At 71.2% G+C, this 13,433-nt stretch carries 16 protein-coding genes; 5 read left to right on the top strand and 11 right to left on the bottom strand.

Annotation, left to right across the window (positions count from 1 at the left end):
* Positions 1 to 50: 50 nt before the first annotated feature.
* Positions 51 to 710: an SGNH/GDSL hydrolase family protein gene (locus OHA21_RS15415; RefSeq protein ID WP_328474529.1), complete on the bottom strand. Its 660-nt coding sequence runs from the start codon at positions 708 to 710 to the stop codon at positions 51 to 53.
* Positions 711 to 794: 84 nt separating this feature from the next.
* Here OHA21_RS15415 and OHA21_RS15410 point away from each other — a divergent pair, with 84 nt between their 5' ends.
* Complete coding sequence (locus OHA21_RS15410; RefSeq protein WP_328474527.1) at positions 795 to 1,310, top strand: winged helix-turn-helix transcriptional regulator; 516 nt, start codon at positions 795 to 797, stop codon at positions 1,308 to 1,310.
* On the opposite strand, the gene OHA21_RS15405 is transcribed toward OHA21_RS15410, so the two are convergent.
* From OHA21_RS15405 to OHA21_RS15385, 5 genes are read right to left on the bottom strand one after another with little or no spacing between them, the layout of a single operon-like run.
* Positions 1,230 to 1,937 carry a VIT1/CCC1 transporter family protein gene (locus OHA21_RS15405; protein ID WP_328474525.1) on the bottom strand — a complete coding sequence of 236 codons (708 nt, stop codon included), beginning with the start codon at positions 1,935 to 1,937 and terminating at the stop codon, positions 1,230 to 1,232. The genes OHA21_RS15410 and OHA21_RS15405 overlap by 81 nt on opposite strands.
* 21 nt (positions 1,938 to 1,958) lie before the next feature.
* On the bottom strand, positions 1,959 to 3,761 hold the full coding sequence (locus OHA21_RS15400) for a glycogen debranching N-terminal domain-containing protein (protein ID WP_328474523.1): 1,803 nt from the start codon (positions 3,759 to 3,761) through the stop codon (positions 1,959 to 1,961).
* Positions 3,758 to 5,038 (bottom strand): MGH1-like glycoside hydrolase domain-containing protein, encoded by a 1,281-nt coding sequence (locus OHA21_RS15395; protein ID WP_328474521.1) that lies wholly within the window; start codon positions 5,036 to 5,038, stop codon positions 3,758 to 3,760. Before OHA21_RS15395 ends, OHA21_RS15400 begins: the two co-directional genes overlap by 4 nt.
* Entirely contained in the window at positions 5,035 to 5,853 is an 819-nt protein-coding gene (locus OHA21_RS15390) for a sugar phosphate isomerase/epimerase family protein (RefSeq protein WP_328474519.1), read from the bottom strand. The genes OHA21_RS15395 and OHA21_RS15390 overlap by 4 nt, the downstream gene beginning before the upstream one ends.
* Entirely contained in the window at positions 5,853 to 6,899 is a 1,047-nt protein-coding gene (locus OHA21_RS15385; protein ID WP_328474517.1) for a zinc-binding dehydrogenase, read from the bottom strand. Before OHA21_RS15385 ends, OHA21_RS15390 begins: the two co-directional genes overlap by 1 nt.
* A 261-nt stretch (positions 6,900 to 7,160) precedes the next feature.
* On the opposite strand from OHA21_RS15385, the gene OHA21_RS15380 reads away from it, so the two are divergent.
* Both OHA21_RS15380 and OHA21_RS15375 read left to right on the top strand, forming a co-directional pair.
* A complete protein-coding gene (locus OHA21_RS15380) occupies positions 7,161 to 8,309 on the top strand; it encodes an ROK family protein (protein ID WP_328474515.1) in 1,149 nt (382 codons plus the stop codon).
* Between the two features lie 43 nt (positions 8,310 to 8,352).
* The gene (locus tag OHA21_RS15375; RefSeq protein WP_328474513.1) at positions 8,353 to 9,231 is read left to right on the top strand and encodes a Gfo/Idh/MocA family protein; all 879 of its coding nucleotides are present in this window, start codon (positions 8,353 to 8,355) and stop codon (positions 9,229 to 9,231) included.
* Positions 9,232 to 9,334: 103 nt separating this feature from the next.
* Here the strand turns inward: OHA21_RS15375 and OHA21_RS15370 are convergent, their stop codons facing one another.
* Together OHA21_RS15370 and OHA21_RS15365 are read right to left on the bottom strand one after the other, a co-directional pair.
* Positions 9,335 to 9,808: a GAF domain-containing protein gene (locus tag OHA21_RS15370; RefSeq protein WP_328474511.1), complete on the bottom strand. Its 474-nt coding sequence runs from the start codon at positions 9,806 to 9,808 to the stop codon at positions 9,335 to 9,337.
* Positions 9,809 to 9,871: 63 nt separating this feature from the next.
* Entirely contained in the window at positions 9,872 to 10,174 is a 303-nt protein-coding gene (locus OHA21_RS15365; RefSeq protein ID WP_328474509.1) for a hypothetical protein, read from the bottom strand.
* Between the two features lie 284 nt (positions 10,175 to 10,458).
* Between OHA21_RS15365 and OHA21_RS15360 the strand changes: the two genes are divergently transcribed.
* Positions 10,459 to 11,151 carry a PilZ domain-containing protein gene (locus OHA21_RS15360; RefSeq protein ID WP_328474507.1) on the top strand — a complete coding sequence of 231 codons (693 nt, stop codon included), beginning with the start codon at positions 10,459 to 10,461 and terminating at the stop codon, positions 11,149 to 11,151.
* A 216-nt stretch (positions 11,152 to 11,367) separates the two neighbouring features.
* Positions 11,368 to 11,724, top strand: a complete 357-nt coding sequence (locus OHA21_RS15355) for a VOC family protein (protein WP_328474505.1) — start codon at positions 11,368 to 11,370, stop codon at positions 11,722 to 11,724.
* 60 nt (positions 11,725 to 11,784) lie between these two features.
* On the opposite strand, the gene OHA21_RS15350 is transcribed toward OHA21_RS15355, so the two are convergent.
* From OHA21_RS15350 to OHA21_RS15340, 3 genes are all read right to left on the bottom strand, one after another.
* The gene (locus OHA21_RS15350) at positions 11,785 to 11,991 is read right to left on the bottom strand and encodes a hypothetical protein (protein WP_328474503.1); all 207 of its coding nucleotides are present in this window, start codon (positions 11,989 to 11,991) and stop codon (positions 11,785 to 11,787) included.
* Between the two features lie 183 nt (positions 11,992 to 12,174).
* Complete coding sequence (locus OHA21_RS15345; RefSeq protein WP_328474501.1) at positions 12,175 to 12,732, bottom strand: dihydrofolate reductase family protein; 558 nt, start codon at positions 12,730 to 12,732, stop codon at positions 12,175 to 12,177.
* A gap of 72 nt (positions 12,733 to 12,804) precedes the next feature.
* Complete coding sequence (locus tag OHA21_RS15340; protein WP_328478424.1) at positions 12,805 to 13,308, bottom strand: RICIN domain-containing protein; 504 nt, start codon at positions 13,306 to 13,308, stop codon at positions 12,805 to 12,807.
* Positions 13,309 to 13,433: the final 125 nt, after the last annotated feature.

Raw genomic sequence — 13,433 nt, 5'->3', positions numbered from 1 at the left:
CGCCGTCCGTTCGACGGTAAGCCTGTACCTGGGTACCGGATGCAACCGTCTCAGCGCAGGCGTTCTCCCAGCGCTTCGATCAGCAGGCTGGCGATGACCGCCTGCCCGGTGGTGGCGAAGTGGATTCGGTCCGCGCTGAGCAGGTCGGGCCGATCGTTCAGCGGATGGTCCCAGCAGTCGGCGACGACCGCGCCGTACTCCGCCGCGAGTGTGCGGGTGATGGCGTTGAGGCGGGCGACGCGTTCGCCGAAGTCAGGCAGGGCCGGGATCACGAACGCGCGACCGAGGGTGAAGACGCTCAGGTGGGCGCCGGTTGAGCTCGCCCACTCGTACATCGCTCGCAGGTCGTCCTCGATCCGGCCCCAGTCGGGCGTGCGCCGCATGATGTCGTTGGCGCCGCTGTTGAGGTGCAGCAGATCGGGGCCGAATTCGTTGATCCGCTGCGCCTGTTCCTGCAGTGCCTGCACGGTGGTCGCGCCGATCCTCGCGGTGTTGAGATAGGCCAGGTCGGGGTGGACGCGCCGCAGTGCCCGCTCGACCCGCGCCGGCCAGCCCAGACCGTCGTAGCCCGGCGTGGTGTCGCCGACGCCGAGGGACAGGCTGTCCCCGAAGACGCCGAATCGTCGCCAGGGGGCGCCGGCGAGGATCCTCGCGGCCTGCGCCGGCGCCAGGACGTCGGGATCCGTGGTTTCGGTCAGCAGTTGGGTCATCCCCGCCTCCAAGCGATGAGTGAGTTGGAAAATCAAACCAGGAGTCGGTTTGAAATCACAACCCACTCGGGTGAGAATTCGAGGATGCCGACAGCACCCGCCGACAAGAGCCCCAGGGACTGCACGATCGCCGACGCCCTCGAGGTCGTCGGCGACCGCTGGAGCCTGCTGGCGGTGCGGGAGCTGTTCTACGCGCAGCGGCGGTTCACCGAGATCGCCCGCAACACCGGCGCGCCCCGCGACATCCTGACCGCCCGGCTGCGCAAGCTGGTCGAGCACGGTGTGATCGCCCGCGAGGAGTACAGCCGGCGGCCACCGCGATACGAGTACCGCCTCACCGACGCCGGGCGGGCGCTGGCCCCGGTGCTGCTCACCCTGAAGCGGTGGGGACACGAGCACCTCAGAGACGGCACCGATCCGGTGCGCTTCGACCACACCTGCGGGCACGAGTTCGTGGCCGAGGTGCACTGCACGGCCTGCGGTGACGCGCTCGCAACCGGGCAGCTGACCCTGCAGCCGTCAGCCGACGGCGGTGCCGACCAGCGCGCCGATGCCGTAGGTGACCGCCAGGCCCGCCGTACCGCCGAGGACGAGGCGTAGCACGGCCCGGCCCGGCCGGGCGCCGCCGAGCCGGGCGCTCAGATACCCGGTGCCGGTGAGCGCGGCGATGACCACGGCGAACGCGACCGCGACCCGCACCGGCGGCGGCGGCAGCAGGATCGCCGTCAACGGCAGCAGCGAACCCGCGGTGAACGCGACCGCGGACGCTGCGGCGGCCTGCCACGGGTTGGTCAGCTCGTCCGGGTCGAGGTGCAGCTCGACGTCGGCGTGCGCGGCGAACGCGTCCTTGGCGGTCAGCTCCAGGGCCACCTGCCGGGCGGTCGCCGTGCTGAGTCCTTTCTCCTCGTACAGCTCGACGAGTTCGGCCAGCTCCTGCTCGGGGAACTCGGCCAGTTCCCGGCGTTCCTTCGCCAGCAGGGCCCGTTCGGCGTCGCGCTGGCTGCTGACCGACACGTATTCGCCCAGCGCCATCGACACCGCGCCGGCGACCAGACCGGCCACCCCGGCGGTGAGGATGGCGCCGGTCGAGGTGGTCGCGCCGGCCACGCCGACGACCAGGCCCGCCGTCGACAGGATGCCGTCGTTGGCGCCGAGCACGCCGGCGCGCAGCCAGTTCAGCCGTCCGGCGACGCCGGCGTCGTGTGGCTCACCCGGATGCATCACCATGGCCGCTCCTTCACATGCTGCTCAGGCCCAGCCTCCGATTCTGGCCTGGAGCAGCAGCAGGGGAGCAGCGGCGGCCCACGCCTGCGGCGAGCAGGAATGCGGGTACGGTACCGGGCCGTGTCCCGGTTCGCGGGCCAGGCCGGTCATCAGCTCGGGCAGCCGGCCGCCCGTGTAGGACGCTGCGGCGATCAGGCCGTCGGCGATCCGCGCCGCCTCGTCGGAGTGCCCGGCGGCGGCCAGGCCGGCCACCGTGATCGCCGTGTCGTGCGGCCACACGCCGCCCCGGTGGTAGGACAGCGGGTGGTACGGGACCTGCCCGGCCGCCAAGGTCCGCACACCCCAGCCGGAGAAGAACTCGTCGCCGGCGAGCCGCGACGCCACTGTGTCCGCCCAGTCGCCGTCGAGCAGCCCGCACCACAGCACGTGCCCGGCGTTGGAGGCCGGCGCGTCGAGGGCGGAGCCGTTCGCGTCGAGGGCGAGCGCGACGAACCCGTCGGGCAGGCGGAAGTCGGCGGCGAACCGGTCGCGCAGCTCGGCCGCGGTGGCGGTGAGCCTCGCGGACCAGGCCGGGTCGGACCACACCGCGGTGGCGAGCCGGGCGGTGCCGACAAGCGCGCGGTACGCGTACCCCTGAGCCTCAGCGACCGCGATCGGCCCGGCGGCCGGCGTGCCGTCGCGGAACACCATCGAGTCGGCCGAGTCCTTCCAGCAGTGATGCACCAGGCCCGGCAGGTCGGTGCGGTAGCGCAGATAGCCGCCGGTGAGACCGCCCGGGCCGAGCATCCAGCCGGCCGCGGCCCGCGCCGCCGGCTCCAGCTGCCGCGCCAGCCGGTCGTCGCCGGTCACCTGGTGGTAGACGTCGAGCAGCATGAGGAACAGCGGGGTCGCGTCGACCGAGCCGTAGTAGCGGGCGTACGGCACCTCGCCGGAGATCGCGAGCTCACCCCGCCGCGTCTCGTGGATGATCTTGCCGGGTTCCTCCACCCGGGACTCGTCGGTGACCCGGCCCTGGGTGGCGGCCAGCACCTGCAGCGTGCCGGCGGCCAGTTCCGGCCGGTGCTGCAGCGCGAACAGCGAGGTCAGCAGGCTGTCGCGGCCGAAGACGGTGAGGAACCAGGGCGCGCCGGCGGCCGGCACGATCGCCCCGGGCACGCCCGGCGCCGGCATGCACAGCGCATCGAGGTCAGCGAGCCCCTGGCGTACGCATCGGGCCAGGTCGTCGCGGGCCACCGTGGGCATGCTGCCGCCAACGGCCGCCTCGGCGGCTGCCGGCGACACCGACACCGTGACCTGCAACGTCACCGACTGCTGCGGCGGCAGGATCACCGACCAGCGGACGCCGTCGGGGCTGAGCTCGGCGGCCGGCGCCGCCTCGAGGGTGTTTGCGCGGGAGAAACCCCGCCGGGTGTACGAGTAGAGCACCCGGCCCGCGTTCACCTCGGCACCACGGACCGCGTCGGACTTGTCGAAGCTGCCCGCCGAGCGCAGCTCGAACTGGTCGGCGAAGTCCGCCGCCACCGCGTAGCCCACCTCGACGGTCTGCGGCCCGGCCACGAAGCTGGTCAGCTCCAGCGACTCGACCAGCCGGCCGGGCCGCACCTCGCGGCGCCGGACCATCGCCCACGGCGGGTCGGCGTGCCGGCCGCTGTCCGGCACGTACACCGTCGACTCGGGGTCACTGCGCAGCACCCGCAGCGCCGGCCCCGGCACGCGCAGCTCCAACCGGGACAGGTGACGGCAGTCGTCGACGAAGAAACCGGTGAGATCCGCGTCGTCGCCGACGAGCAGGCAGGTGGTGCCGGCGACGACCGTGCGGCCGCTCACGGGGTCCGCAGCAGGTCGAGGACCAGCGCCGCCGTCCAGCTGAACTCGTCGGTGCCGTGCCCGGCGCCGGTCAGCGGATCGAAGTACTCCCGGAAACCGGCGTCGCGCACCCGCTCGAGCAGGCGGTCCCGCAGGTCGTCGGCGAGCGACGGCTCACCGTGCAGCCGCAGGCCGTGCCAGAACAGCCAGCTGGTGTTGACCCACCCGGGCCCGCGCCAGTAACGGCCGGGGTCGTGGTCGGCGGCGGTCAGGTCGTACGACGGCAGCGGGCTCGCCTCGCCGAGCCGGAACCGGTCGCCCAGCGCCGTCTTGACCAGTTCGGTGGCGACCGGCAAACCCGGCACCACCAGCGGCAGCAGACCGCCGATCGAATACGACCGCAGGTGCGAGCCGGTGTGCGCGTCGCGCGGGAAGAAGATGCCGGCCGACGGGTCGTACAGGGTGGCGGCCATGGCCTCGGTGAGCCGGGCCGCGGCCGCAAGGTGCGGGTCGGGGTCCTTGCCGAGTTCGGTGGCCATCGCCGCGAGCGCGTGCTCGCCGGCGGCCAGCAGCGCGTTGCACAGCGGGTCCTCCACCGCGAAGGCGTGCCCCGCCAGCGAATCGGCGTAACCGGCGTCGCGGTAGTCGCGCGCCAGACGTACATATCGGCCGTAATCGGTGTCGGTCGGCCGGTCCGCGGCCGCCGCATGGTTGAGGTCGCGGCGGGTGAACTCGCCGGCCGGCACCGGCTCGATGCGCGACAGCGGCACGTCCCAGGCTGGGCTGTTGTCCATCCCGGACTCCCACGGATGCACGACGCACATCAGCCCGCTGCCGGTCAGATCCCGCCGGGTGGCCAGGTAGCGGTGCCAGGCCACCAGCCGCGGATAGAGGCGCGGCAGAAAGCCGCGGTCGCGGGCCGCCGCCGGGTCGGCCCGGTAGGTCAGCCAGGCCGCCAGGGCGTGCGCCGGCGGCTGCATGATGCCGGAGGTCGGCACCCCCGGCGCCTGCGGCACCGACCCCGAGCGCCAGAAGGACGGGCCCGGAAAGTAGGCGTCAGCCGGCACGTGCGGATCAAAAACGATGTGGGGTACGCGTCCGTCACGCCACTGCGCCCCGAACAGTGACTCCAGCTCGCGCTGGGCGCGGGCGGGGGACAGGTGCCGCAGCCCGATGGCGATGAACGCCGAGTCCCAGCTCCACTGATGCGGGTACAGCCGGGCGGCCGGCACCGTGGCGTGCCGCCGCCAGTTCGCGATCAGGACCCGCCGCGCGGCCCGGTCCAGGCCGGCGTTCACACCAGCACACTGACGTCGTGGCGGCGCAGAAAGCCGGGAACCCCGGCGACAGCGGTTGCTGGTTCGCCCCGCAGCCGGCACTCCAGCGCCAGCCACCCCCGGTAACCGACCGCGTCGAGGGTGCCCAGCAGCGCCGACCAGTCCAGGTGCCCCGCCCCGGGCTGCAACCGGTTGGAGTCGCTGACCTGCACATGACCCAGGTGCGCGGCGGCCCGGACCAGCGCCGACGTGGGCTCATCCTCCTCGATGTTCATGTGGTAAGTGTCGGCCAGCACCCGCACCGACGGCAGTCCCACCGCATCGATCAGCTCGACCGCCTGCTCCAGCCGGTTCACCATGTGGTCCTCGTACCGGTTCAGCGGCTCCAGCGCGAGAATCGCGCCTTCGCGCTCGGCGTGCTCACCCAGCTCGGCGAGGCCGTCCAGCAGCACCGCCCGGTCCTCCTGCTCGCTGCGCGGCGGCTCGAACGGCGGCAGCCGCCGCGAGAACATCCCCCACGACGCCGGCGTGCAGACCACCGCGCCCGGCCCGCCCACCTCGGCCATCACCGTCAGCTGCGACTTGAGCTGGGCGATGGCGTCGCGGCGCAACTCCGGATCGAAGGCGCCGAAGAAATGCGACATGTCGACGCACACCGACGGCATCACCACACCGTCGCCCGCCGCCCGGCGCAGCTCCGGCAGCCGCTCCCGGAACGCGAAATCACCGCGGGCACGCAGCTCGATGCCGTCATAGCCGGCGTCGCGGGCGAACGCGAACTTCTCCTGCAACGTCTGCCCGGGCAGCATCTGCTCCTGACACGAAATCTTGATCATCAGAATGTCAACACCACCTGGAGAGCTTCGTGGGGACTGCGGTCGAGCATGTCGTACGCGGCCGCCGCCTCGCGCACCGGAATGACGTGGGTGATGAGCCCGGCGGGATCGATCTGCTGGTCGGTGGCGAGCCGCAGGAACGTCTGGTTGAGCCGGATCTGGTCCCAGCGTCCGGCGACGGCGGGTGGCACTCCGCCGATCTGCGAGCAGATCAGGCCGACCCGGTTGTGGTGGAACTCGTCGCCGAGGCGCAGTCCCATCCCGTCGCCCTGATAGAAGCCGGACGCCACCACCCGGCCGTTGACCGCCACCGAGCGGATCGCCTCGTGCAAGGCCGGGTACGAGCCGCTGATCTCGATCGCCACGTCGGCGCCGCGACCGTCGGTGAACTTGCGGATCTGCGTGGCGACGGTGCCGTCGCGGGCGTCCAGGACGATGTCCGCGCCGTACTCCAAGGCCTTCTCCAGGCGGCCGGGCACCGCGTCGACCGCGACGACCGTGCCGCCGTTGAGCCGCACGAGCCGGGTGGTGAGCAGTCCCAGCACGCCCTGCCCGAACACGGCGACGGTTTCGCCGAGGTGCACGTCGGCGGCCAGGACCGCGTTGAGCGCGACCGCGCCGACCCGGGCGAAGGTCGCCGCGATCGGGGCGAGCCCGGCCGGGACCATGCACCCGCGCAGCTTCTCGGCGGGCAGCACGGCCTCGCTGCGGTGGCCCCAGATGCCCCACACCTGCGCGCCGACCGGCGGCAGGTTGGGGTCGTCGGCGACGTCCGGGGCGACCTCGACGACCTGGCCGACCTCGGAGTAGCCGAGCCCGGCCAGCGGGTAGCCGACGCCGGTGGTGTCGTCGACGAACAGCCGCTGGTCGGGATCCCAGGACCTGTTCAGGTACGGGTTGGAGCCGCGATAGGCGGTCAGTTCGGTGCCGGCCGAGATGCCGGAGAAGCTGGTACGCACACGCACCTGCCCGGGACGCAGCTCCGGGGCCGGCTGGTCGATCACCTCGACGTGGTGCGGTGACGTGATCTGCACTGTCAGGGACACTCAGACATTTCATCGCATTAGCGGCACCCGCGGGCCAAAACGCGAGAAGTTACGGCGACCAACCGGCCGACTTATGTCCGGCGGTCGGGCATTAGTGCCGCACCTGAGGGTGAAGCCGGTGGCGATCCCATGTTTTGGACGTGGTCGTGACCGCGCGGCTGCGTCCCCCGGCGCATCGCCGCTGCTTAGGCTACGCAGCATGGATGTCGCTGCGGATCGAACGGCTGACGGCGGGTGCTGAACCAGAACTCGGCAGGGCACTTGCTGTGGCTGGTGCGCACCGGGCGCGCCCGTACCCGCGGCGAGCTGCAGAGCTACACCGGCCTGTCCCGCTCGACCATGACGCAGCGCATCGACGTGCTGCGGGCGGCCGGCTACCTGCGCGCCGGCGGGGTCGAGGGCTCGACCGGTGGCCGGCCGGCCGAACTGCTGGAGTTCGACACCGGGCACGGCGTCGTGCTGGTGGCCGACCTGGGCGGCAACCACGCCCGGGCCGCGGTCGTGGACCTCGCCGGGCGGCCCCTGGCCGAGGAACACGAACCGATCAAGATAGGTACCGGGCCGGAGGCGGTGCTGGGCTGGATCGACGGCGCGTTCCGCCGGGTGCTGGCCCGCACCGGGTGGGACGCCGACCAGGTCCGCGGCATCGGCGTCGGCGTGCCCGGCCCGGTCGAGTTCGAGCACGGCATGGTCACCCAGCCGCCGATCATGCCGGGCTGGGACGGCTACCCGATCGCCGAACGGTTGCGCCGGACCTGGCATCGACCGGTCTACGTGGACAACGACGCCAACCTGATGGCGCTGGGGGAGCAGTCGGTCCACTACCCGGACTGTCCGGCGCTGGTCCTGGTGAAAGTGGCGACCGGGATCAGTGCGGGCGTGGTCATCGACGGGCAGGTCTATCGCGGCATCGACGGCGGGGCCGGCGACATCGGCCATATCCGGCTGTACGAGCATCGTGAGGCCCGGTGCGAGTGCGGGCTCTACGGCTGCCTGGCGGCGGTGGCCAGTGGTTTGGCGCTGGCGCAGCGGCTCACTGCCTCGGGCACGCCGACCTCCTCGGGAGCTGAGCTCGTCCAGCGGATCCGGTCGGGGCATGCCGAGGCGGTGCACCTGGCGCGTACCGCGGGCAAGCTGGTCGGCGAGGTGCTGTCCACGGTGGTCTGCATGGTGAACCCCGCGGTCCTGGTCATCGCCGGCGACCTCGCCGACATCCACTTCGTCACCGGGGTCCGCGAGGTGCTGTACCAGAGTGCGCTGCCGCGCTCGACGCGCCACCTGAACGTCAGCGCGAGCCTGCTGGGCGCGCAGTCCGCGGTGGTCGGTGGGTACGCGATGGTCGTCGATCAGGTGTATGCGCCGGCCGCCGTGGACGCCGAACTCGCCCGGCTGGTACCGGTGACCTGCTGAGCTTTCGCCCTCTCAGGCCGGCCTTTCGTGCACTATGTCCGGTATGGAATCGGAGGCGGTCGCGGTCGGGCTGGTCGGCGCCGGACCGTGGGCGGCCACCATGCACGCACCGGTGCTCGCCGCCGGCCCGCAGACCCGGCTCACCGCCGTCTGGGCGCGCCGTGCCGACGCCGCCGCACAGTTGGCCGGCCGGCTCGGCGCCCATGCTGCTCGCTCGTACCCCGAACTGCTCGATCGCTGCGAAGCGGTCGCCTTCGCCGTGCCGCCGGATGTGCAGGCCAACCTCGCGCCCCTCGCTGCCCGGGCCGGCAAGGCCCTGCTGCTGGAGAAGCCGATCGGGCTCGACCTCGGCGCGGCGCGGAGGCTCGCCGACACCGTCGCCGAACACGGCGTGGTCACCCAGCTCGTGCTGACCAAGCGCTACCACCCCCGTACCCGGGAATTCCTGGCCGAGGCTGCCGGCTTCGCCGCGGCCGGCGCCCGGACCCACTACCTGCACGGCGCCTTCCTGGGCGGCGCGATGGCCACCGGCTGGCGCCTCACCCTGGGCGCCCTCTACGACCTCGGCCCGCACCTGCTGGACCTCGCCGACGCCGCCCTCGGGCCGATCGAGCAGGTGCGTGCGGCCGGCGACAGCCGCCGCTGGATCGAACTGACCTGCCGGCACCGCGGCGGAGCGGTCAGCCAGATGTCGCTGTCCGGCGCGGTGGGGCTGCCGTCGTCGCGGGCCGGGATCGAGCTGTTCGGTCCGGCCGGCACGCTGGCCCTCGACTTCGGCACGGTCGACCACGGCGCGTGCTGGCCGGTGCTGCGCGCCGAGTTCGCCGCCGCCGTGCGATCCGGCGTGCCGCATGCGCTGGACGTGCGCCGCGGCCTGATGCTGCAGGAACTGCTCGACCAGGCCGGCCGCTGCGATACGTGACCTGCCTTGGCTTGCTGTTCGTGCCTCGTCGGCTTTGGCGGGCCGTGGCCGGTCGGGCCGACGCTGCGGTGCCTGGCTCGACGACTCGTCGGCACAGCTTCTCCTAGGGAGCAGTCGGCCATGGCGCCAAGCGGTATGCCTCGAGGACGGCCCCGATCTCTTGCGCGCTGCGGCGCAACTCGGCCAGATCCGCCTCGCTGAACGTTTGCTCCTGAAAGCCCAGCACACAGTGGGCGCCCAGAATCTGCCCATCGACCACGATGGGGACGCCGGCGTAGCTGCGTACCCCGTCGACGGTCACCAGCGGGTTGCTCGCCTGGTGCTCGTCCGACGTGGCGTCTGGGACGACATAGGCCGTTCCCGTCCGTACGGCGGTGGCGCAGAACGACCACTCGGCCGGTGTACCGTGCAGGTCCGCCAACCAACCGTCCAGGCCGTGCGACCCCGGAAAGAACTGTGCGGTGTCCAGCACCATGCTCACAAGGCTGACCGGCTGGCCGAGCCGTGCGGCAGTTCGTGCAGTGATAGCATCCAGCCGGCCGCGGAGCTCGACGTTGTCCAGGTCGATGCCGGCCATGACCGCCAAGCGATCCGCGTCCCGGCTCTCGGTTTCTTCCCCGCTGTTCATGCGGTCCCCCGTTCAGTGCTGCGGACTTGCGAGACGCTCGTGGGCCGCCAAGCGGATCGCGAGGCCCCGGCCACATAACTGGATCAGCGGCGCCGCCCCCTGCATGGCGGCGAGCAGCCGGCGCAACGATGCCGGGTCGGTCTCGTCGCCGCTCAGCCCCGCGCTGAAGATCAGCGTGCGCCAGACGTCATCCGTATGCGGCCCGTAGAAGGACCGCAGAGCGGCTCGAGCGGTCGCCAACGTCGGCCGCTCCAGCTGATAAGACGGCGTCTTCGTGGCGACCGGTACATCGGTCCCGGCGGCGTTCTCGCTCATCGCTGCCTTTCGTCGGCACGGGTCCTGGTGGCGACCTTCCAAAAGACTGGTCGGTCGTGGCGGGTTGTACCTGAGTCACCGTGCCGCAACAGACGGGATGACGGCTGTGCACGCCGGTCTGTGCAGATCCCGCCACCACCCGGCCCACGATGTACCGGCCCCAGCCGAGGTGGGCGGCGACGCGGATCCGCATCGAGTGTGATCGCGGCGGCTCACGATCGCCCGAGACGTGCCGATGGGGTAGGTGTCTGATCCTGCCGTGAAGGGCAGCCACGGAGGTACTGATGAGCAACGTTGCGGCGGGTCCTGCGTCCGTCTCCGGATCGGCCGGCGGTAGCGCGGCGGTCGAGTTGCCGGAGCAGGGCACGCCCGTCTTTCTGGTGCTGGGTGAGGGCGTGAACTTCCGCTCGCGACTGGAGACCGTCGACGGTGACGCGTTCACCGTTGCCGCCCCGCTGGAGACCTCCGGTCCCGCAGTACTCGAGCCGGGCCAGGAGTTCGAAATCTTCTGGGCACCACCGCGCACACGCGTGATGCTGCCGTGCAGGTTGATCGCGGTGTCGGACGAGGCACCGTACCGGTGGACGCTCGTGCCTACGGCGCCTGCACGGCACGACAACCGGCGGCAGTACGTGCGCGGCGGGGCCGGCGCGTTGGTGCGCCTGGACGCCGACATGGCCGGGCAGCCGGCCGAAGGTGTGCTGTTGGACATCAGCGAGAGTGGTCTGCGCTGCTGGGTCGATCAGCCGCTGTCACTGGCCGCTGGGGATCGGGTAAAGGCCACCGTGTGGCTGGGTACCGACGAGGCCCGGATGAACGGCATCGTCCACACGGTGCGGGAGGCTCCCCACGGAGACCCCGGTCAGCACCTGATCCTCACCTTCGGCACACCGGAGGAAGTGGCCCGCATGATCCGGCAGTACGTCCTCGCCTGGGAGATCGGCGAGCGCCGCCGAGGCAGACGGCCCGGCCCGTAGAGGCTGAACGCTCAAACACAGCTCGGCTCACACTGCTCGCCCTCGCGGCGGTCGCCTTCGCAACCATCGTCGCGCAACGCCATGCCCGTGCCGTCGGAGTGCCGCCGGGCCAACGCCTCACCGGACCTACCCACCTGTGCCTCCGCCCACCAGCCGAGCGGACGCTGAACCGTCACCGACGGTGATCGTGATGTCCGTCTGGACTACGATCGGCGTGTGATCAACGGTGCGCACGTGATTCTGTACAGCCGCGACGCCGAGGCCGACCGGGCCTTCTTCCGGAACGTGCTGGGGTACCCGCATGTCGACGCGGGCGGCGGCTGGCTCATCTTCAAGGCGCCACCCGGCGAACTGGCGGTGCATCCGACCGACGGGACGCCGACGTACGAGTTCTACCTGATGTGTGACGACCTGGCCGCGACCATGGCCGAGCTCGGCGGGCGCGGGGTTGAGTTCACCGGGCCGGCCACTGACCAGGGCTGGGGCCTGCTCACCGGCATCAGGCTGCCCGGCGGTGGACAGCTCGGCCTGTACGAGCCGCGCCACCCGGTCGCCCACGCCCTGCCTGACTGACGCCGGTCCGCCGCGGTGGACTGTTCTCCCGGCAGCGGAGCCGGCGCGGTTTGCCGAAGGTCAGCCGCTTCGACGGTTGCCGTAGGAGCGCGGGCCTTGCACCGTGCCGGAACGGCCATGGAGATGGGGCGCGGCACCTTCGGTGTGCTTGGCGGTCGACTTGCCCTTGGCCCGGCGTGCCGCCCGGTTCTGGAAGGGCTGCGGTTGTTCCTCGGAATCCGTCTCGGCGTCGGCGGCGGGATCGGCGTCGCCAGGAGCGTCGGTCATCGGTGTCTCCTCGTACTGTTCAGAACCGGACTGATCACTGCGGATCTTCGAGTGTGGCCGTCTCGATGAGCAAACCGTAGCGCGCGCACCACGAGAGGCAGCGCATCTCTCGTAGGTGAGTCTGCCTCGTCCCGGCTGATCGATCCGCCCGCCGGCTTCGGTCGTGGAAACGGGGCCCAGGCTTCAGCGCGCGCGGCGGTAGTGCATGGCCACCGCGCCGTTGCGCAGCGGGTCCGCCGAGATCAGCTCGAGCTTGCGCGTGCTGGGCAGCCCGTCCTGGTACAGCGTCGGCCCGTGGCCGGCGATCCGGGGATGGACGAGCAGCCGGTACTCGTCGATCAGGTCCAGCCGGTCGAGCTCGGTCGCGAGCTTGCCGCTGCCGAGCAGGACCCCGGCCGGGGTCGCGTCCTTGAGCTTCTGCACGCCCTCGCGCAGGTCCCCGGCGATGTGGTGGCTGTTGTTCCACGCGAAGTCCTTCCGCGTCGACGACACCACGTACTTGGGTTTGGCCTCCAGCTTGCCCGCCCACTCGCGTAAGGCCGGCGGCGCCTCCTGGTCGCCGCGGGCGATGGCCGGCCAGGAGTCCTCCATCAGCTCGTAGGTGACGCGACCCCACAGCATGGCTCCGGCCTCGTCCATGAGGCGGGTGAAGAAGGCGTGCGTCTCGTCGTCGGCGATCCCCTCCTGATGGTCGACGCAACCATCAAGGGTGACGTTGAGGCTGAAGGTGAGAAGTCCCATGCCCGGCGACTCTAATGCCCCGCCCCCACGCTACCGGTCATCGACGCCAGGCGGGCCCGCGTGAAGCGTCTTCTACCAGGGGACTATCTCCCAGCGCTGGTTCGCCAGGTTGTCGCAGGGAGCCTGAATCGCGACCGCGCCGGGGGCGGTGCTCGCTCCGTTGATGCCGAGGCAGAGGTTGCTGTTGCGGTTCTTCAACTCGTAGAGGGTGCCGTGCTTGGTGACCTTCCAGTCCTGGTTGTACGCAGGGCTGGGGTTGGCGAGGATCGCGAATCGGAACGGTTGCGTGCTGCCCCGGTCGATGCCGATGTTCCTGCGTCCCAGGTTCGACATCAGGCTGTCGTAGGCACCGTCCGCCACCCACACCCATTCCTGGAAGCCGCCGGCCTGCGGGCGCTCCTGCTTGATCAGGGTGCCGTTGTTGAAATTGCTGTCGGGCTGCAGATAAAGCTTCGACTTGTAGTTCTTCAGGGCGAAAACCGTGGCCGCCTGCGCGGGGCCAGGTGCCGCCAGGACCGCCAGGCAGGTGGCGATCATTGTCAGAAGCAGTGCAGCGCTTGTCGTTCGTTTCGGCATGACCGGCACATCCTTCCCCCGTCGGTGAGGCCAGCGAGCCAATAACCGGTATAACACCGATGTCAATGCCTCGCGAGGTCCCCAATCGGCCGCAACGGAATGCCTGCCGACCATTCTCGGTCAAA

Origin of the sequence: Actinoplanes sp. NBC_00393, assembly GCF_036053395.1 — a bacterium.
In the GTDB taxonomy this organism is placed as follows: Bacteria; Actinomycetota; Actinomycetes; order Mycobacteriales; family Micromonosporaceae; genus Actinoplanes.
The sequence above is the reverse complement of the archived record's forward strand: the minus strand, read 5'-3'. Positions and strand labels throughout refer to the sequence as shown.